Source organism: Isoptericola hypogeus (assembly GCF_039531145.1).
Taxonomy (GTDB): Bacteria; Actinomycetota; Actinomycetes; order Actinomycetales; family Cellulomonadaceae; genus Isoptericola; species Isoptericola hypogeus.
Genome location: NZ_BAAAPM010000004.1, coordinates 83,018 through 99,450, shown reverse-complemented (window position 1 = coordinate 99,450; position 16,433 = coordinate 83,018). Strand labels below are relative to the sequence as shown.

Annotated in this window: 18 protein-coding genes and 1 tRNA gene; 11 read left to right on the top strand and 8 right to left on the bottom strand. The window is 70.9% G+C overall.

Annotation, left to right across the window (positions count from 1 at the left end; genetic code table 11):
• The 3 genes from ABD254_RS11815 to tig all read right to left on the bottom strand — a co-directional run.
• Nucleotides 1–328 (bottom strand): ATP-dependent Clp protease proteolytic subunit (locus ABD254_RS11815; protein WP_425553770.1); only part of this gene is annotated, 328 nt, incomplete at its 3' end.
• A gap of 88 nt (nt 329–416) precedes the next feature.
• The gene (locus ABD254_RS11810) at nt 417–1,037 is read right to left on the bottom strand and encodes an ATP-dependent Clp protease proteolytic subunit (protein ID WP_344248772.1); all 621 of its coding nucleotides are present in this window, start codon (nt 1,035–1,037) and stop codon (nt 417–419) included.
• A gap of 207 nt (nt 1,038–1,244) precedes the next feature.
• On the bottom strand, nt 1,245–2,618 hold the full coding sequence (gene tig / locus ABD254_RS11805) for a trigger factor (RefSeq protein ID WP_344248771.1): 1,374 nt from the start codon (nt 2,616–2,618) through the stop codon (nt 1,245–1,247).
• Between the two features lie 204 nt (nt 2,619–2,822).
• Between tig and ABD254_RS11800 the strand changes: the two genes are divergently transcribed.
• The 3 genes from ABD254_RS11800 (at nt 2,823) to ABD254_RS11790 (ending at nt 5,002) form a co-directional block, all read left to right on the top strand.
• Nucleotides 2,823–3,164 (top strand): hypothetical protein, encoded by a 342-nt coding sequence (locus tag ABD254_RS11800; RefSeq protein WP_344248616.1) that lies wholly within the window; start codon nt 2,823–2,825, stop codon nt 3,162–3,164.
• 64 nt (nt 3,165–3,228) lie between these two features.
• Nucleotides 3,229–4,191 (top strand): S1C family serine protease, encoded by a 963-nt coding sequence (locus ABD254_RS11795; protein ID WP_344248615.1) that lies wholly within the window; start codon nt 3,229–3,231, stop codon nt 4,189–4,191.
• A 76-nt stretch (nt 4,192–4,267) separates the two neighbouring features.
• Nucleotides 4,268–5,002: a DUF1963 domain-containing protein gene (locus ABD254_RS11790; protein WP_344248614.1), complete on the top strand. Its 735-nt coding sequence runs from the start codon at nt 4,268–4,270 to the stop codon at nt 5,000–5,002.
• A gap of 51 nt (nt 5,003–5,053) precedes the next feature.
• Here ABD254_RS11790 and ABD254_RS11785 read toward each other — a convergent pair.
• A tRNA-Arg gene (locus tag ABD254_RS11785) sits at nt 5,054–5,203 on the bottom strand.
• Nucleotides 5,204–5,396: 193 nt separating this feature from the next.
• Entirely contained in the window at nt 5,397–5,642 is a 246-nt protein-coding gene (locus ABD254_RS11780) for a hypothetical protein (RefSeq protein WP_344248613.1), read from the bottom strand.
• 123 nt (nt 5,643–5,765) lie between these two features.
• On the opposite strand from ABD254_RS11780, the gene ABD254_RS11775 reads away from it, so the two are divergent.
• Complete coding sequence (locus ABD254_RS11775; protein ID WP_344248612.1) at nt 5,766–6,176, top strand: hypothetical protein; 411 nt, start codon at nt 5,766–5,768, stop codon at nt 6,174–6,176.
• A 73-nt stretch (nt 6,177–6,249) separates the two neighbouring features.
• Here ABD254_RS11775 and ABD254_RS11770 read toward each other — a convergent pair whose 3' ends face one another.
• Together ABD254_RS11770 and ABD254_RS11765 are read right to left on the bottom strand one after the other, a co-directional pair.
• Complete coding sequence (locus tag ABD254_RS11770) at nt 6,250–7,455, bottom strand: sensor histidine kinase (protein WP_344248611.1); 1,206 nt, start codon at nt 7,453–7,455, stop codon at nt 6,250–6,252.
• On the bottom strand, nt 7,448–8,116 hold the full coding sequence (locus ABD254_RS11765) for a response regulator transcription factor (RefSeq protein WP_344248610.1): 669 nt from the start codon (nt 8,114–8,116) through the stop codon (nt 7,448–7,450). Before ABD254_RS11765 ends, ABD254_RS11770 begins: the two co-directional genes overlap by 8 nt.
• Nucleotides 8,117–8,258: 142 nt before the next feature.
• On the opposite strand from ABD254_RS11765, the gene ABD254_RS11760 reads away from it, so the two are divergent.
• Genes ABD254_RS11760 through ABD254_RS11745 form a run of 4 tightly spaced genes read left to right on the top strand, consistent with a single transcriptional unit; the run spans nt 8,259 to nt 11,792 of the window.
• On the top strand, nt 8,259–8,798 hold the full coding sequence (locus ABD254_RS11760; RefSeq protein WP_344248609.1) for a hypothetical protein: 540 nt from the start codon (nt 8,259–8,261) through the stop codon (nt 8,796–8,798).
• A complete protein-coding gene (locus tag ABD254_RS11755) occupies nt 8,795–9,904 on the top strand; it encodes a peptidoglycan-binding protein (RefSeq protein ID WP_344248608.1) in 1,110 nt (369 codons plus the stop codon). The genes ABD254_RS11760 and ABD254_RS11755 overlap by 4 nt, the downstream gene beginning before the upstream one ends.
• Entirely contained in the window at nt 9,901–10,611 is a 711-nt protein-coding gene (locus ABD254_RS11750; protein ID WP_344248607.1) for an ABC transporter ATP-binding protein, read from the top strand. The genes ABD254_RS11755 and ABD254_RS11750 overlap by 4 nt, the downstream gene beginning before the upstream one ends.
• Complete coding sequence (locus tag ABD254_RS11745; protein WP_344248606.1) at nt 10,608–11,792, top strand: ABC transporter permease; 1,185 nt, start codon at nt 10,608–10,610, stop codon at nt 11,790–11,792. Before ABD254_RS11750 ends, ABD254_RS11745 begins: the two co-directional genes overlap by 4 nt.
• A gap of 280 nt (nt 11,793–12,072) precedes the next feature.
• On the opposite strand, the gene ABD254_RS11740 is transcribed toward ABD254_RS11745, so the two are convergent.
• Nucleotides 12,073–12,339 (bottom strand): rhodanese-like domain-containing protein, encoded by a 267-nt coding sequence (locus ABD254_RS11740; RefSeq protein ID WP_344248605.1) that lies wholly within the window; start codon nt 12,337–12,339, stop codon nt 12,073–12,075.
• 167 nt (nt 12,340–12,506) lie between these two features.
• On the opposite strand from ABD254_RS11740, the gene phnA reads away from it, so the two are divergent.
• The 3 genes from phnA to ABD254_RS11725 all read left to right on the top strand — a co-directional run bounded on the left by phnA (nt 12,507) and on the right by ABD254_RS11725 (nt 16,430).
• Nucleotides 12,507–13,868: a phosphonoacetate hydrolase gene (gene phnA, locus ABD254_RS11735; RefSeq protein ID WP_344248604.1), complete on the top strand. Its 1,362-nt coding sequence runs from the start codon at nt 12,507–12,509 to the stop codon at nt 13,866–13,868.
• Nucleotides 13,869–14,023: 155 nt separating this feature from the next.
• The gene (locus ABD254_RS11730; RefSeq protein ID WP_344248603.1) at nt 14,024–15,241 is read left to right on the top strand and encodes an MFS transporter; all 1,218 of its coding nucleotides are present in this window, start codon (nt 14,024–14,026) and stop codon (nt 15,239–15,241) included.
• A gap of 40 nt (nt 15,242–15,281) precedes the next feature.
• Nucleotides 15,282–16,430, top strand: a complete 1,149-nt coding sequence (locus ABD254_RS11725) for a zinc-binding dehydrogenase (RefSeq protein ID WP_344248602.1) — start codon at nt 15,282–15,284, stop codon at nt 16,428–16,430.
• The last annotated feature ends 3 nt before the right edge of the window (nt 16,431–16,433 follow it).

Here is a 16,433-nt window from a genome sequence, read left to right as displayed (position 1 = left end):
TGATGAACTGCATCGTGTCGTACAGCGCCGTCATCGCGGTGAACGAGCCGCCGGGCGAGTTGATGTAGATCATGATGTCGCGGTCCGGGTCCTGGGACTCCAGCACCAGCAGCTGCGCCATGACGTCGTCCGCGGACGCGTCGTCGACCTGCACGCCCAGGAAGATGATGCGGTCCTCGAACAGCTTGGTGTACGGGTCCTGGCGCTTGAAGCCGTAGGCGGTGCGCTCCTCGAACTGCGGCAGGACGTAGCGGGACGACGGGGCGCCGTGCGGCAGCGCGACGCCGCCGGGGCGGCCCGCGCCGCCGGCCAGGTTCTGGGCCCGCATGGCGAACTGGTACTCGTCGGAGTAGCTCACGGTGTTCTCTCCTCGGTGGAAGTCTGGGGTTCGTCGCTGTGGCGGGACGGGCGCGGCGTCAGGACGCCGCGGTGCCGCCACCGCCGGAGACCGAGGAGGCCGTCGTGACGACGTGGTCCACGAAGCCGTACTCCAACGCCTCGGGGGCGGTGAACCAGCTGTCGCGGTCGTTGTCCTTGAGGATCTTCTCGAGCGGCTGACCGGTCTGCTCGGCGGTGAGCTCCGCGAGCACCTTCTTCATGTGCATGATGAGCTGCGCGCCGATCCGCACGTCGGTCGCGGTGCCGCCGACGCCGCCGGACGGCTGGTGCATCAGCACGCGGGCGTGCGGGGTGATGTAGCGCTTGCCCTTGGCGCCCGAGGAGAGCAGGAACTGCCCCATCGAGGCGGCCATGCCCATCGCGATGGTCGCGACGTCGGGCTGGATGTACTGCATCGTGTCGTAGATGGCCATGCCGGCGGTGATCGAGCCGCCGGGGCTGTTGATGTACAGCCAGATGTCCTTGTCCGGGTCCTCGGCGGCGAGCAGCATCATCTGCGCGCAGATCGCGTTCGCGTTCTCGTCGCGCACCTCCGAGCCGAGCCAGATGATGCGCTCCTTGAGGAGCCGGTTGTAGATGGAGTCGTTCAGCCCGAGGTTCGCGCCGTCGGCGCGCGCCATCGGGGTCGAACCGTCCATCTGCAGCAGGTCGTTCACGTCCGTCTCCTTCTGTTCGCCGTCGCTCGACCCTAACGTGCGGAGGTCGGGCGAAACGTCCCGGCGGCGGGCCTTTTCGCTGCAGGCGCACAGGGCACCCTCGCGCCCCGCCCCGCGGCGCGGACGACGACGGCCCGCACCCCTCGGCGAGGGGTGCGGCCCGTCGGGCGCGTGCGGCGCGCCGGGGCCTCAGGCCTTGGCGGCCTCGTCCGGAGCCGCGGTGGACTCGTCGGAGGTCTCGGCGTCCTCGGCCACGGTCTCGGTGGCGTCCGCCTCGGCGGCGTCGGCCTCCTCGTCGCCGATGAACTCGGTCAGGTCGACGACGTTGCCGTCGGCGTCCTTGACCTCGATCTCGCGCAGCGCGACCGCGAGGGCCTTGGAGCGCGCGACCTCGCCCACCATGGCGGGGATCTGGCCGCCCTGGTCGAGCGAGGAGATGAACTGGTTCGGGTCCATGCCGTACTGCTGCGAGGCCTGCACCAGGTACTCGACGAGCTCCCCCTGGCCGACCTGCACCTCGAGCTTCTCGGCGAGGGTGTCCAGGAGGATCTGGTTCTTCAGGGCCTTCGTGGCGTCCACGGTGACCTCGGCGCGGTGCTCGTCGTCGGAGAGGCGGTCCTCGTTCTCGAGGTGACGGTGCACCTCGGCCTCGACGGCGCCGGACGGCACGGGGACCTCGACGGCCTCGATCAGCTTCTCGAGCAGGAGGTCGCGCGCGGCGACGGCCTGGTTCGACGTCTTGGTCGACACGACCTGCTCCCGCAGGTCCGCCTTGAGCTCGTCGAGGGTGTCGAACTCCGAGGCGAGCTGGGCGAAGTCGTCGTCCGGCGTCGGCAGGTCGCGCTCCTTGACGGCCGTGGCCGTCACGGTGACCTGCGCCTCCTCGCCCTCGTGCTCGCCACCGGCGAGCTTCGTGGCGAAGGTGGTGGTCTCGTCGGTGGACAGGCCCGTGAGCGCCTCGTCGAGGCCCTCGAGCATGTTGCCGGCGCCGATCTGGTAGGAGACGCCGGAGACCGAGTCGATCTCCTCGTCGCCGATGACGGCCTTGAGGTCGATGACGACGTAGTCGCCCTCGACGGCCGGGCGGTCCACGCCCACCAGGGTGCCGAACCGCTCGCGCAGCGACTCGAGGCGCTCGTCGACGTCGGCGTCGGTCACCTCGGTGGAGTCCACCGTGATCTCGATGGCCGACAGCTCGGGCAGCGTGATCTCGGGGCGCACCTCGACCTCGGCGGTGAACGCCAGCTGGCCCTCGCCGGCCGCGGCGGGGACCTCGGTCACCTCGACGTCCGGCTGGCCCAGCGGGCGCAGCGACTCGGCCGTGACGGCGTCGCGGTAGAAGCCCGACAGCGCGTCGTTCACCGCGTGCTCGACGACGGCGCCCCAGCCGACCCGCTGGTCGATGATGCGCGGGGGCACCTTGCCCTTGCGGAAGCCGGGGATGTTCACCTGCTCCGCGATGTGCTTGTAGGCGTGGTCGATGCTCGGCTTGAGCTCGTCGTACTCCACCTCGACGGTCAGCTTGACCTTGGTGGGGTCCAGGGTCTCGACGGCGCTCTTCACTTCGATGGTCTCCAACGTGTCGGGTGCGTGCGCGCGCGTCTGGCCGGCGCGAGCCGGTCTGGTTGCTGCGGCGCGGGATCCAGTGCTTGACACTGGCCATACGACGGGCGTACGGGCAACCCGTCCATGGTACGCCACCGCGCCGCCCCGATCGACAGTCGTGAGGCACACCACGCGAGGGGCCCGCTCTGGCACGCTTGCGCCATGACGACGAGGCGAAGGAGGACCGTGGCGGTCGTCGTCGTGGTGACGGCAGGAGCCCTGGTCGCGGCTCTGGCGCTCGTGGCGCTGCAGCCTGTGTGGCAGACCTCGCCACGGTGGGCCTGGCAGCTGGCCGACCTGGACCGCAACGAGCTCCACCTCGGCGGCGTGGACGACATCGAGGACGGCGAGGTCGTCGTCCAGGACGACGCCACCGTCACGGTCCGCTACACCCGGCCGGAGACGGACTTCTTCGGCCAGCCCACCGGGCAGGTCGCGGACGAGGTCTGCTACCTGTTCCCGCTCGACGACCCGGACGACTTCCACAAGGTCGGGTGCCCGTGAGCACCCCCTCTCCGCCGTCGGCGAACACGGGCACAACGCACCCCCGCCGGGGCGCTGCACCGGTGTGGCCCTCGTCATCCCGCCCGCCGGCGACGCCGACCCGGCACGCCCCGACGATGCCGACGCGCTCGACGCGTACTCCCGAGCCGTCGTCGCCGTCGCCGACGGGGTGCTGCCCAGCGTCGCGAGCCTGACCGTCACGACCCGCAGAGGTCAGGGCGTGGGCAGCGCCAGCGTCATCACGGGCGACGGGTTCCTCCTCACCTCCGCGCACGTCGTCGCCGGCGCCGAGGCGGCCGAGGCGGCGTTCGCCGACGGCACGCGCACGCGTGCCGACGTCGTGGGCCGCGACCCGCTGTCCGACCTCGCCGTGCTCCACACGCGGGCCGACGTGCCCGCCCCCGTGCCGCTCGGGGACGCCGCCCGGCTGCGGGTGGGCCAGCTCGTCGTGGCCCTGGGCAACCCGCTCGGGCTCGCCGGGAGCGTGACGGCGGGCATCGTCTCGGCCCTGAGCCGCTCCCTGCCCACCGCGGCCGGCCGCGTCGTGGACGAGGTGATCCAGACCGACGCCGCCCTCAACCCCGGCAACAGCGGCGGGGTGCTCGCCGACAGCGCCGGGCGGATGGTCGGCGTGAACACAGCGGTGGCGGGCATCGGCGTCGGCCTCGCCGTGCCGATCAACACCACCACGTGCGAGATCGTCACGAGCCTCATGACCACCGGCCGCGTCCGCCGTGCCTGGCTCGGCATCGCGGGCGCGCAGGCCCCGCTGCCCCCGCGCCTGGCCGCGCGCCTCGGCACCCCCACGGGCCTGCAGATCGCCGACGTGACGCCCGGCAGCCCCGCCGCGGAGGCCGGCCTGCTCCGCGGCGACATCGTCGTCGAGCTCGACGGCGAGCCGGTGGTCACCGTGACTGCGGTGCAGAGGGCCATGGTCGAGGGCGCCATCGGACGGCGCATCGAGGTCACGGTGTGGCGCCGCGGCGCCCTCGTCGACGTCGTCGCGTACCCGCGCGAGCTGGCCTGAGCTGCGCGCCCGCAGACGGCTGAGCTCGCGGTGACCGGCCAGCGCCTGGAGCCTGACCATTGGATACCCTGCCCGGATGAGGTCGTTGGATCCGTTCCGTGACTGTGCCCGCGATCTCGGCATACCGCAGGACGAGGTCGAGCGGTGGCTCGACACGAACGTCCGCCCGTGCGCGAGCCTGGGCGGGCTGCCGACCGGCGGCCCGGTGGTCGGGCGGTTCGGCGGGCTGCCGCGGCTGCCCGAGGACGAGCCCGTTCCGGATCTGCCGTTCCTCGCCTCGATCGACCTCGCGGCCGTCCCACCGGACGCGACGGACCTCCCGCTGCCGACCGACGGCACGCTGCTCTTCTTCGCGGACACCTCTGATCTGGCCCCGATGAGACGACGCGGCTGGTCCCGGCTCGTCCACGTCCCGGCCGGCACGCCCGTCTCCGAACGAGGCCCGGGCGACGAGCAACCACGGCAGGTCCACCAGGCCCATGACCTTCATCTGGAGATCGATCCTTCGTTGCCCAACCGCGGCGACCACTACAGCGAGGGTTTTGAGCACGGTGACGAGCTGGGCGAGGTGTGGTGGGACATCGCCGGCGAGGTGCAGAAGGGCGGTCCGGTGCAGATCGGCGGCTACCCCTGGGTCTGGAACAACGACGCCGTCCGCGGGACCGATCACGGCCCGGGCGACTGGGTACTGCTCGCGGAGTTCGGGACGGACGACGACGGCCTTCTGGGCACCATCCACTGGGTGATCCGCCGGGAGGACCTGGCCGCCGGCCGCCTTGCCGGAACCGTGGCCTGCTACGACACCGCCTGAGCGGCGACGGGTTCACCCACCTGCACCGTTCGTGTTCGTGCAGGCGGGCGATGGTCGGGGTGACTGGATTCGAACCAGCGACCCTCTGGCACGGGTTCCGCGGACCACGCGCGCCGTCTAAGAACCTGGGAAACCCTGGGTGACCTCGGGTTTTGCAGGGTCACCAATCAAGCGGAGACTCTAAGATAGCGCGACACCTCGGGCTGGTGTGGAGCGGTTGCGCTGGTTTTGGACCTGTTCTGGGCCAACGGTCAAGTCTGGGCGAGGTTCGCCGAGAAGCGGTACCGAAGGGCAGTGTTGGCAGTGTTGGCAGCGTTGGAATCATGCGGATCTTTCATTGGTAGGCGACGGTCGAGAATGGTCACGATCGGACCTCCTGCGAACTGTCCGCGGACTACGAACCGGCGAGGCTGGCGCCGCCCCGCCACTCCTCGCTCGATTCGTCGTAGCGGATCGAGCACGTCCACTCGCTGCGGACCAACGCACCGAACGAGTTCTCTGCGTCGACCGAGCCGGTGATGGTGTAGCCCGACGGCGTCCCGCTCGCCGTTCCGTCCGTGAACTCTGCCGTTGCCGGAGCCTCGAGCTGGTCCTCGACCCGGCCCTCACAGATGAGGCGCGCTTCGGTCATGGTCGGCACCCAGTCATCATGCCCGCAGGCGCGGGTCCACCCGAGCCCGGACCTGCAGCGGCACACGCCGATGTCCTGATGCAGAACTGCCATCCATGTCCTGAGACATCGCAGTTCGCGAAGCAGGGGGACTTGCGGTTCTATGTCGCGGACAGTTGTCTCGAACGCAGTTTTGTCGGTCGTCGCCCGATCCGTTCCTCATGGTGCCGGGGGCGCACCCCGTTCGACGAGCGGGACTTGCCGCAGCTGTTCACGCTGGCCAGGTGGGACTGGCTCGCCGAGCACGTTACCGTGCACGTGCGCACGATCATGTCGCGGAGCTTCGACGAACTGGAGACCGTCGCGCCGGGAGCGGCGCAGTATGACGAGCCGGTTCACCGACCTGGTCATGCTGTGCCACGGCCCGAAACGGCTCGCTGCCTTCTGTGCGAAGTGCTTCGCTTCGATGTCCTCGAGCGGCGCGAAGACCAGGTTGAGGTCGGCTCGCGGGAGCCGTCGGCGCACGCCAGCAGCCCCAGGGCCACGCGAGCTGGGAGGCACTGACGGACCCTCGAGGCACCCAAGTTCTACGTCCTGGGGATGGCCGCGATGGGGCTAGATGTGGTGTCCGGGTGGGTCAGCGGGGGAACCGCACGAGGGCGCGCAGGCCGCCGCCGTCGCGCGGGGCCAGGTCGAGCTCGGCGTCGTGCCGGGCGGCGATCGCCGCGACGATCGACAGGCCGAGGCCGCGACCGCGGTCGGCGGCGGCCCGGGTGCGCCCGCCTCCCCGGGCAAAAGGCGCGGTGAGGGTGCCGACGGTGGCGGCGTCCAGCTCGGGTCCGGTATTCGACACCTCGAGGACCACCGCCGGCCCGTCGGTACTCGTGGACACCGTGACTGAGCCGTCAGGCAGGTTGTGGCGGACGGCGTTCTGCACCAGGTTGCCGACGAGCTGCCGCAGGAGCACTTCGTCACCGTCGACGGCCACGGGCGCGATCTCGGCCCCTAGCCGGACGGTCGCGCCCGCGGCCTCGGCGCGGGTCTCTTCGACGACGGACGCCACGAGTGCGCCGAGCTCGACGCGCCGGGGCTCGGCGGCCTCGGCCGACTCCGCCTCGGCGAGGTCGAGCAGCGCCTCGACCGTGGCGATGCTGCGTTCGTTGGTCTCGCGGAGGCGTTCGAGGACGGCCCGGTCGGGTGGTTCCGGCGACGTGATCGCGACGTCCAGCATGGCGCGGTTCGTGGCGAGCGGCGTGCGCAGCTCGTGGGAGGCGTTCGCCGCGAAGCGGCGGTGCGCGCCGACCGAGCGCTCGAGCTCGGCGAGCATCTCGTCGAAGGTGTCGGCGAGCTCGCGGATCTCGTCCCGCGGCCCCTGCAGGGCGATGCGGTGGTCGAGGTGGCCGCGGGCGGCACGGTGCGCGGCGCGGTTGACCTCCTGCAGCGGGCGCAGCATCCGCCCGGCGACGAGCCAACCCGCCCACGCTCCTCCGGCGGCGAGGACGACGAGCGCGCCGGCCGATGCCCAGAGGAACAGGCGCATGACGTCGTCCCGCGAGCTCACGACCAGCGGCTCGACGGAGTCCTGGTAGGTCACCCCGTCGTCCGGCGTGCCGCCGCCACCCGTGTCCGACCGGCCGTCGTCGACGTCGACCGACGGGACCTGCGACACACCGTCCGTGCCCGTGCCGGGGAACTCGTAGGTGGGCGCGATGACGAGGAAGTACGTGAGGATCGCCAGGAGCACGAGGCCCGCGATCATGATGAGTCCGGCGTAGGTCAGGGCGAGCCGCGCGCGCACCGTGAGGCGGAACGTGCGGGGGCGGGGCGCCGGGCCGTCAGTCACGGGGCACGTCGATCGCGTAGCCGGCGCCGGGTGCGGTGCGGATCACCCACGGCTCCCCGAGCTTGCGCCGGAGCGCCGAGATCGTGACCTTCACGGAGTTCGTGAACGGGTTGACGTTCTCGTCCCAGGCCTTCTCGAGCAGGGTCTCGGCGCTGACGACGCCGCCGGACGCTCGCATGAGCACCTCGAGCACCGCGAACTCCTTGCGGCTGAGCCGCACGTAGCGCCCGTCGCGGAACACCTCCCGACGGAACGGGTCGAGGACGACGCCGGCCGCCTCGAGCTGCGGCGGCAGCGCGGTGAACCGCCGCCGGCCGAGGGCGCGCACCCGCGCCACGAGCTCGGGGAACTCGAACGGCTTGGAGAGGTAGTCGTCGGCACCGAGCTCGAGGCCGCTGACCTTGTCGCCCACGCGGCGCGCCGCGGTGAGCATGAGGATCGCTGGGCGCTCCTCGCGCTGGGCGAGCGTCCGGCAGACCTCGTCGCCGTGCACGCCCGGTAGGTCGCGGTCGAGGACCACGACGTCGTACTCGTTCACGTCGAGGCTGTACAGCGCGGCCTCGCCGTCGGCCGCCACGTCCGCGGCGATCGCCTCGAGCGCCAGCCCGGACTTCACGGCCTCGGCGAGGTACGGCTCGTCCTCCACGATCAGCACGCGCACGGGTCCTCCAGTCTGCCGGAAAGGCTCCAGTGAACAGGTCCTCGGATAACGAACTCGTAAGCATCCGCCCTTACCCCGACGTCACGGCCCGACGGGTGTGCTGGTGCCACCTCGAACTCCGAGCCCACCGAAGGGAACTCCCATGATGCATCTCACCCGCCGCGGACCCCGCGCAGCGCTCGCCCTGGCCGGCATCGGCCTGGCCACCGTGCTGGCCGCCTGCTCCCAGAACCCCGAGCCGGCCACCGCCGACCCCGTGGCCGACTCCCAGGAGCAGAGCTTCGACGACTGGCAGCTCGCGTACAACGACTGCATGAAGGACCAGGGCGTCGACCTGTCCGGGTCCGGCTCCGAAACCGACGTGGAGGGGTCGATGCAGGGGTTCGACGACGACTCCGCCTCGGTCGACATGGACGAGGTGAACGCCGCCGGCAAGATCTGCGAGGAGAAGGTCGGCCCGTCGCCCGTGCAGGCGGACGAGCCCGACTTCGACGAGCTGAACCAGTCCATGCTCGACTTCGCCGCGTGCATGCGCGAGGCCGGCCACGACTTCCCCGACCCCGAGATGTCGGCCGACGGCGCGATGGAGCTGGGCGAGCAGCCGGACGACGTCGATCCCGAGGTCGCGGCGGCGTGCAGCGAGGAGGCCGGCGTCTCGATGCTGTCCGAGGTCGGGCAGTGACCGCCGACGAGCGGGACCCGGCCGCCACCGCGCCCGCGCACGTGCCCCGGAGGCGCCGGAGGCGCGGGCGGGCGTGGCTCGTCGCGGGCGCGTGCGTCGCCGCGGTCGGCATCACCGCGACCCTGTTCGCGGTGAACCGGCCGCAGGCGACCGCCTCCGACACCGCGGGCGTCACCGCGGAGTCGCAGTTGATCGCACGCGGCGACCTCACCGACCGGGTGCGGCTGTCGGGCCGGCTCGGCTACAGCGGCGCGCACGACCTCGGCACGAGCCTCAGCGGCACGCTGACGGAGATGCCCCGCGTGGGGTCGGTCGTCAAGCCGGGCGGCGTGCTGTTCCGGGTCGACGACCAGCCGGTCGTGATGTTCCGCGGCAAGCTGCCGGTGTGGCGCGTGGTCGCGGCCGGGATGGACGACGGGCCCGACGTGCAGCAGCTCGAGAAGAACCTGGCAGCGCTCGGGTTCTTCGACGGCACGGTCGACGAGTCGTTCACCTCGTGGACGGCCGAGGCGATCAAGGACTGGCAGGAGTCGCTGGGGCTCGAGCGGACGGGCACGATCGAGCCCGGACGCATCGTCTTCGCCCCGGGCCCCCAGCGCGTCACCGCGCACCAGGCGCGCGTCGGCGACCCCGCCGGCCCAGGCGTGGTCAGCGTCTCCGGCACGACCAAGCGCGTGAGCGCCTCGGTCGACCCGAACCTCAAGGACGTCGCCGTGCCTGGCGCGAAGGTACGGGTGACGCTGCCGGGGAGCGAGGTGGCCGACGCCACGGTGACCTCCGTCGGCGCCCCGGTCGAGCAGGACGACGGCGACGGCGGGAAGAAGCTGATGCTGCCCCTGACGATCACGCTCGACGACGAGTCCGCCGCCGACGGGCTCGACGACGTGACCGTGTCCGGCGAGATCAGCGTGGTCAAGCGCGAGGACGTCCTGCTGGCGCCCGTGCTTGCCCTGCTCGCCACCTCCGACGGCGGGTACGCGGTCGAGGTCGTCGTCGGCGACACGACACGCCGCGTCCCGGTCGAGCTCGGGATCTTCGCGGGCGACCTGGTCGAGGTGACCGGCGGCGACCTCGAGGCCGGAGACGAGGTCGTGGTCGGACGATGACCACCACACCACTCGTCTCGCTGCGCGGGGTCTCGCGCTCCTACGGCTCGCCGCCGACGGTCGCGCTCTCGTGGGTGGACCTCGAGATCGCCCGCGGCGAGATGGTCGCGGTCGTCGGCCCGAGCGGTTCGGGCAAGTCGACCCTGCTGAACCTGGTCGGCACCCTGGACCGGCCGACCTCGGGCACCATCCACGTCGACGGGCTCGACACGCGCACGATGAGCGACGCCGAGCTCTCGGCGCTGCGGGCCTACCGCATCGGGTTCGTGTTCCAGCAGTACCACCTCGCCGAGGGCGTGAGCGCGGTCGACAACGTCGCGTCGGGGTTGCTGTACACCGGCACGGCCGCCCCCGAGCGGCGCGCCCGCGCCGCCGCCGCGCTCGACCGGGTCGGGCTCTCCGCTCGCGCCCACCATCGTCCGCACGAGCTGTCGGGCGGAGAACGCCAGCGCGTGGCGATCGCCCGCGCCGTGGTAGGCGAGCCGGCGCTGCTGCTCGCCGACGAACCGACGGGTGCGCTCGACACCCGGTCCGGCGACACGGTCATCTCGATCCTCGCCGACCTGAACGCCTCGGGGACAGCCGTCGTCGTCATCACCCACGACCATCAGGTCGCCGAACGGATGCCGCGACAGGTCGGCATCCGCGACGGCCGGCTGGTCAGCGACAGGCGACGCACCGGCCTGCTGACAGGAGCTCCTTCATGACCGGCCTCCGTTCCCGCCTCCGGCCTGGGGATCTCCTCGGGCTCGGCTTCCACGGCCTGCGGGCGCGACCCTTGCGCGCCGCCCTCTCGGCGCTCGGCATCGCCATCGGCATCGCCGCGATGATCGCCGTGGTCGGCATCTCCACCTCGAGCCAGGCCCTCGTGAAGGAGCGGCTCGCGTCCCTCGGCACGAACCTGCTGACCGTCACGGCCGGGACCGACCTCTTCGGCGAGGACGCGAAGCTGTCCCCCGACGCCGTCGACCGGGTCCGCCGGGTCGCGGGGGTCGAGCAGGCGAGCTGGACGGCGACGCTCGACGCGCACGTCTACCGCAACGACCGCGTCGATCCCGGGGCAACCCTGGGTCTCACGGTCGCCGCGACCGACCAGGACCTGCTCACGACCACCGGCTCCGCCCTCGCGACCGGGGCATGGCTGAACACCGCGACCGAGCGCTACCCCACGGTGGTGCTAGGCGCGACGGCCGCCGAACGTCTCGGCATCGTTACCGTCGGCAGCCTGGTCTGGCTGGGCGACCAGCAGTTCGCGGTCGCCGGCATCCTCGACCCCTCGCCGCTCGCGCCGGAGCTCGACACCACCGCCCTCGTCGGCACGCCCGTCGCCACTGAGGTCCTCGGCTTCGACGGTTCGCCGACGATTCTCTATGAGCGCAGCGATGACGCCCTGGTCGCCCAGGTGCGCGAGCTCCTGCCCGCGACGATCAACCCCGAGTCGCCGCACGAGGTGAAGGTGAGCCGGCCGTCCGACGCGCTCGCCGCGAAGCACACGATCGACCAGGCGTTCACGGGCCTGCTCGTCGGCATCGGGTCGATCGCGCTGCTCGTCGGAGGCATCGGCGTCGCGAACACCATGGTGATCACCGTGCTCGAACGGCGCCAGGAGATCGGCCTGCGCCGCTCGCTCGGCGCCACCCGCGGGCACGTGCGGTCCCAGTTCCTCGTCGAGGCGATCCTGCTCGCCCTCTACGGCGGCGTCGCCGGCACCGCGATCGGGTGGGCCATCACCGCGGTGGTCGCCGCGTCGAACGGATGGCTCGTCGCGATGCCGGCCGTGGTCCTGGCCGCCGGCGTCGGCACGACCGTGCTGGTCGGCGCGGTCGCCGGGGCGCTGCCGGCCGCCCGCGCCGCGCGCACCTCGCCGACCGCGGCGCTCAACGCGTGACCGCGGCGCCGAGATGACGTGACGACCGGTGGACCCGGGCCTCGGCACGGGTCCACCGGTCGCGCGCTCAGCCAGCGCCGAGAAGAACACCCCCGCGCATCACCTGAACCCGAAAGTTCAGCATGGGCGTGCACCCTCCTTCGGATCCTTGAGGGGCGGCGGCCCGCCTGATCCGTGGGCACGCTCCCGCTCTTGGGACAATAGGCCCAGCCGTTCACCGCGGCGGCGCTGCCGCTGTCTCGGTTGGCCTGAACCGATTGAGGGCGGTGCCGGGAGGTGTTCACTTCACTCCGGTGATCCTGTCCGCCGTGGTCGCCTCGGTGAACGGCAGGCCCCTGCTTGCCGACGAGGGGCTGCTGAACACCATGCTGGTCTCGGTCGGTGTCCAGGACCCACCCGGCTGGCTCACCGATCCCTCGTACGCGACCTCCGCCAGCGGGATGTGCACGGCGTCCGCCGCGTGCCCCTCGTCCCACTCGTCCTGCTCGCGCACGTCCAGCAGAGTCGCACCCTCGGGCAACGGTGCGGCGGGGTCGAGGTCGAGCACGTCGAGGGTCGGGACGTCGGGCTGCGTCGGCGGGCATCTGGGCCAGGTTGGGCGCCGTCCCGTCCGGGCTATGGGAGGCATAGGGCGATCGGGAGTTCCCTTCCCCGCGGGCTACCGAGAACGTGGTGAGCCTCGGACCTCGACCCCCGGCCGACCAAGGAGACCCCGTGAGCGCAACGTCCTTCACCGTCAACGACCGCACCTACACCATGCCGGACGCACCCGTCGTCGTGATCTGCATCGACGGCAGCGAGCCCGACTATCACCGCCGCGCAGTCGAGGCCGGCCGGATGCCGTGGCTCGCCGGAGCCCTGGAGTCCACGGCCTCGTCGTGGGAGGCGCACTGCGCGATGCCGGCTCTCACGAACCCGAACAACGTCTCCATCGCGACCGGCCGCCCGCCGGCTGCGCACGGGATCAGCGGCAACTACATCTTCGACACGACGACCGGCGAGGAGGTGCTGATGAACGACTCGCGGTTCCTGCGGGTCCCGACGATCTTCGGCGCCGCGAACGACGCCGGTCTGGACGTCGTCGTCGTGACCGCGAAGGACAAACTCCGCCGGCTACTCGGCGCCGGCCTGGTCGAGCCCGGCCCGGACCTCGACGGCGTCGGCGAGTTCGTCGAGCCGCGTCGACGGGGCATCTGCTTCTCCGCCGAGAAGGCCGACCAGGCCACCATCGAGGCCAACGGCATCGACGGGGTCCTCGACCTGGTCGGCAGGCCGCTGCCGAGCGTGTACTCGTCCGACCTCAGCGAGTTCGCGCTCGCCGCCGGCGTCGAGATCCTCAAGACCCGCGGCGCCGACCTCATGTACCTGTCGCTGACCGACTACATCCAGCACAAGAACGCCCCCGGCACGCCCGTGGCGAACGACTTCTACGCGATGATCGACCGCTACGCCGCGGCCCTGGACGCGCTCGGCGCGATCGTCGTGCTCACCGCCGACCACGGGATGAGCGCCAAGACGGACGGCGAGGGGATCGCGAAGGTCGTCTACGTCGAGGACGAGGTCCGGCGGATCCTGGGGACGTCCGACATCGAGCCGGGCGCCGACGAGCTCCGCGTCATCCTGCCGATCACCGACCCGTACACCGTGCACCACGGCGCGCTCGGATCGTTCGCGAGCGTGCACCTGCCCGTCGGCGCCGATGCCGGGTCGGCGGCGAGCACCCTGCGCGAGATCGACGGCATCGAGGCCGTGTACCTCCGGAACGAGGCCGCGGTGACGTTCTCGCTCCCGCCGGACCGCATCGGGGACCTCGTGGTCCTCGCGGAGAAGGGCACGGCGCTCGGCCGCTACACGGCCTGGCACGACCTCGGCGGCCTCGACGCCCCGCTGCGCTCGCACGGCGCGCTTGGCGAGCTGCAGATCCCGTTCGTCGTCAACCGCACCCTGCCCCGTCCCGAGCAGCTCGACGAGGCGTACGGGCTCCCGGCGTACGTCCACAACTACGACGCCTTCTGGGTGGCGACAACGGTGGTCTCCCAGGAGAACGCGCCCGTAGCCGTGCCGGCCACACGCTGACCGCCTCCGACCCGCCACCACACCCGACAAGCGGGCACCACCTCGACCCCTGCTGAGAAAGGCCTGTGACAACGATGTCCAGCACTCTCGACACCAGCACGGCTCCAACCGGCGAGCCAGTCTCCGAACGTACGTTCCGTAGGCTCGCCTGGCGGATGCTCCTCGCAGCGATGTTCTGCTACCTCTTCTTCTACACCGGCCGCCAGGCTCTCGGCTTCGCGATCCCCGGAATCCAGGAGGAGTTCGGCTGGAACAAGGCCACGGTGGGCACCATCAGCGGCATCGCCCTCTGGTCCTACGCGATCGGTCAGATGGTCAACGGCAACCTCGCCGACAAGTTCGGCGGACGGCGGCTGATGGCCCTCGGCGCGATCTTGTCGACGACCTTCTGCATCCTCGCCAGCTTCATGCACAACTTCTGGGGCATGGCCCTCGCCCTGGGCGCCAACGGGTTCGTCCAGGCGATGGGCTGGTCGGCGGGCGGCCGCGTGATCTCGAACTGGTGGAGCCACCACGAGCGGGGCAAGAGCTTCGGGTTCTACACCCTCGCAGCCGGATCATCGTCGGTGCTCGTCTACGTCACCTCGACCCTGACCATCGAGACCTTCGACCTTGCCTGGCAGTGGTTGTTCCGCCTGCCGGTGCTCTTGATGCTCGTCGGAGGCATCACCTTCTACATCGTCGCGCGGGACACCCCGAAGGATGCGGGCATCATTCCGCCGCGGTCCTTCACCCACGACGAGGACGACGTCGCTCTCGAACCGGAGGCGGCAAGGGGACTGAGCTCGGGTGACCGCTACAGGGCCGTGCTCGGTATCCCGAAGATCTGGATCACCGGGGTGGCGATCGGCCTCCAGAACTCCGCCCGTTACGGCCTGCTCGTCTGGGTGCCGGTGTACTTCCTCGGCGATTCCTGGAAGGACACCTCCAACGCGGTCTGGATCACCGTGGCTCTCCCCGTCGGGATGGCAGTCGGGGCACTGGTCAACGGCCAGCTCTCCGACCGGATCTTCGGCTCACGTCGCGATCGGCCGATCATGCTCTTCATGGCGCTCGGGGCATTGAGCTCGCTGACCATGTGGATCACCGACCCGGGCGCCGGCCTGGGCATCGTCCTGCTCTTCCTCTGTGGGTTCTTCGTGTACGGGCCACAATCGTCGTTCTGGGCGCTGTGCCCCGACCTCGCCGGCAAGGTCATGGCCGGTACGGCGGTCGGGGTGGTCAACTTCTTCGCATATCTCTTCGCCGGCGCGGCGGAGCCGATCATCGGCCACCTCATGGACCGGAACGGTGGTGACGCCGGGCTGATCTTCCTCGTCGTCGCCATCTGCTGCGGTGCGAGCGCCGTGGTGACCTCGACCATCCGCCGCTGAGCCCATGACTCGTACCCACCTCATTCGACAGGACGATCCGATGTTCAGCACCCAGCCCGACACGACCCGCACCACGACGGATCGAGCCACGGCCGCCGTCTGGTCAGGGCCCGAGAAGGGCTTCTCCATCACCACCGTTCCGCTGCCCACTCTTCTCCCCGGTGAGGTCCTGGTCGAGACCGAGCTCGCAACCATCTGCGGCAGTGACCTCCACACCATCGGCGGTGACCGGCCCACACCCTTGCCGACCGTCCTCGGTCACGAGGCCATCGGACACATCGTCGGTATCGGCGGCCAGGCCGCGACGTCCGACGGCGGGACGCTGAGCATCGGCGATCGCATCACCTGGACCATCGGCACCTCGTGCGGAACGTGTCGGCGGTGTCGGCGAGGCATACCGCAGAAATGCCTCACCGTGCGCAAGTACGGCCACGAGGCGATGGACGACCACTGGAAGCTCAACGGAGGCTTCGGCTCGCACGTGCATCTCGTCGCCGGCACCGGCCTGGTGAGACTCCCGAGAGACTTGCCCGCTCCCGTCGCGACGCCTGCCAACTGCGCCACTGCCACCGTGACCTGCGCCGCTCGTCGAGTCGAGCTCACCGCCGCAGACTCCGTGGTCGTGATCGGCTGCGGAATGCTCGGACTCACCGCCGTCGCATACGCCCGCGAACTCGGCGTCGAGAGCGTCATCGCCTGCGACGTCGACCCCACCCGCCGCGACCTTGCCCGGCAGTTCGGCGCCACCGCGGCCCTTCCGCCCGAGCAGCTCGCGGACGCGGCGACAGAACTCGGTGCCGACGTCATCTTCGAGGTCTCGGGCAACAGCAGGGCCGTGCAATCGGCCTTCGAGATTGTCGACATGGGCGGCCGGATCGCCCTCGTCGGCTCTGTCTCTCCCGCGCCGGAGGTCAGCTTCGAGCCCAGCGGTTACGTCAAGAACCTCACCACCGTCGTCGGAAGCCACAACTACCGGGTCGATGATCTGACCGAGGCCGTCGACTTCCTCCGACGCACCGACAAGCAGCAGCTGTTCGCCGATCTCATCCCCGATTCGCTGCCACTGACCGAGATCGTCGCGGCCGTCGATCTCGCCCGCAACGGTGTCGCTCCCCGTGTCGCGATCGACTTCGGCGGCACTGCCCAGACCGACGTTCCCGGACCGTTCGACCAACCCGCGTCCCAGTAAGGA

Excerpts from the sequence above, each read along its gene's own strand:
- ABD254_RS11810 (WP_344248772.1), bottom strand. The coding sequence starts at position 1,037 with ATGGACGGTTCGACCCCGATGGCGCGCGCCGACGGCGCGAACCTCGGG.
- ABD254_RS11800 (WP_344248616.1), top strand. The coding sequence starts at position 2,823 with ATGACGACGAGGCGAAGGAGGACCGTGGCGGTCGTCGTCGTGGTGACG.
- ABD254_RS11790 (WP_344248614.1), top strand. The coding sequence starts at position 4,268 with ATGAGGTCGTTGGATCCGTTCCGTGACTGTGCCCGCGATCTCGGCATA.
- ABD254_RS11760 (WP_344248609.1), top strand. The coding sequence starts at position 8,259 with ATGATGCATCTCACCCGCCGCGGACCCCGCGCAGCGCTCGCCCTGGCC.
- ABD254_RS11750 (WP_344248607.1), top strand. The coding sequence starts at position 9,901 with ATGACCACCACACCACTCGTCTCGCTGCGCGGGGTCTCGCGCTCCTAC.
- ABD254_RS11745 (WP_344248606.1), top strand. The coding sequence starts at position 10,608 with ATGACCGGCCTCCGTTCCCGCCTCCGGCCTGGGGATCTCCTCGGGCTC.
- ABD254_RS11730 (WP_344248603.1), top strand. The coding sequence starts at position 14,024 with ATGCTCCTCGCAGCGATGTTCTGCTACCTCTTCTTCTACACCGGCCGC.
- ABD254_RS11725 (WP_344248602.1), top strand. The coding sequence starts at position 15,282 with ATGTTCAGCACCCAGCCCGACACGACCCGCACCACGACGGATCGAGCC.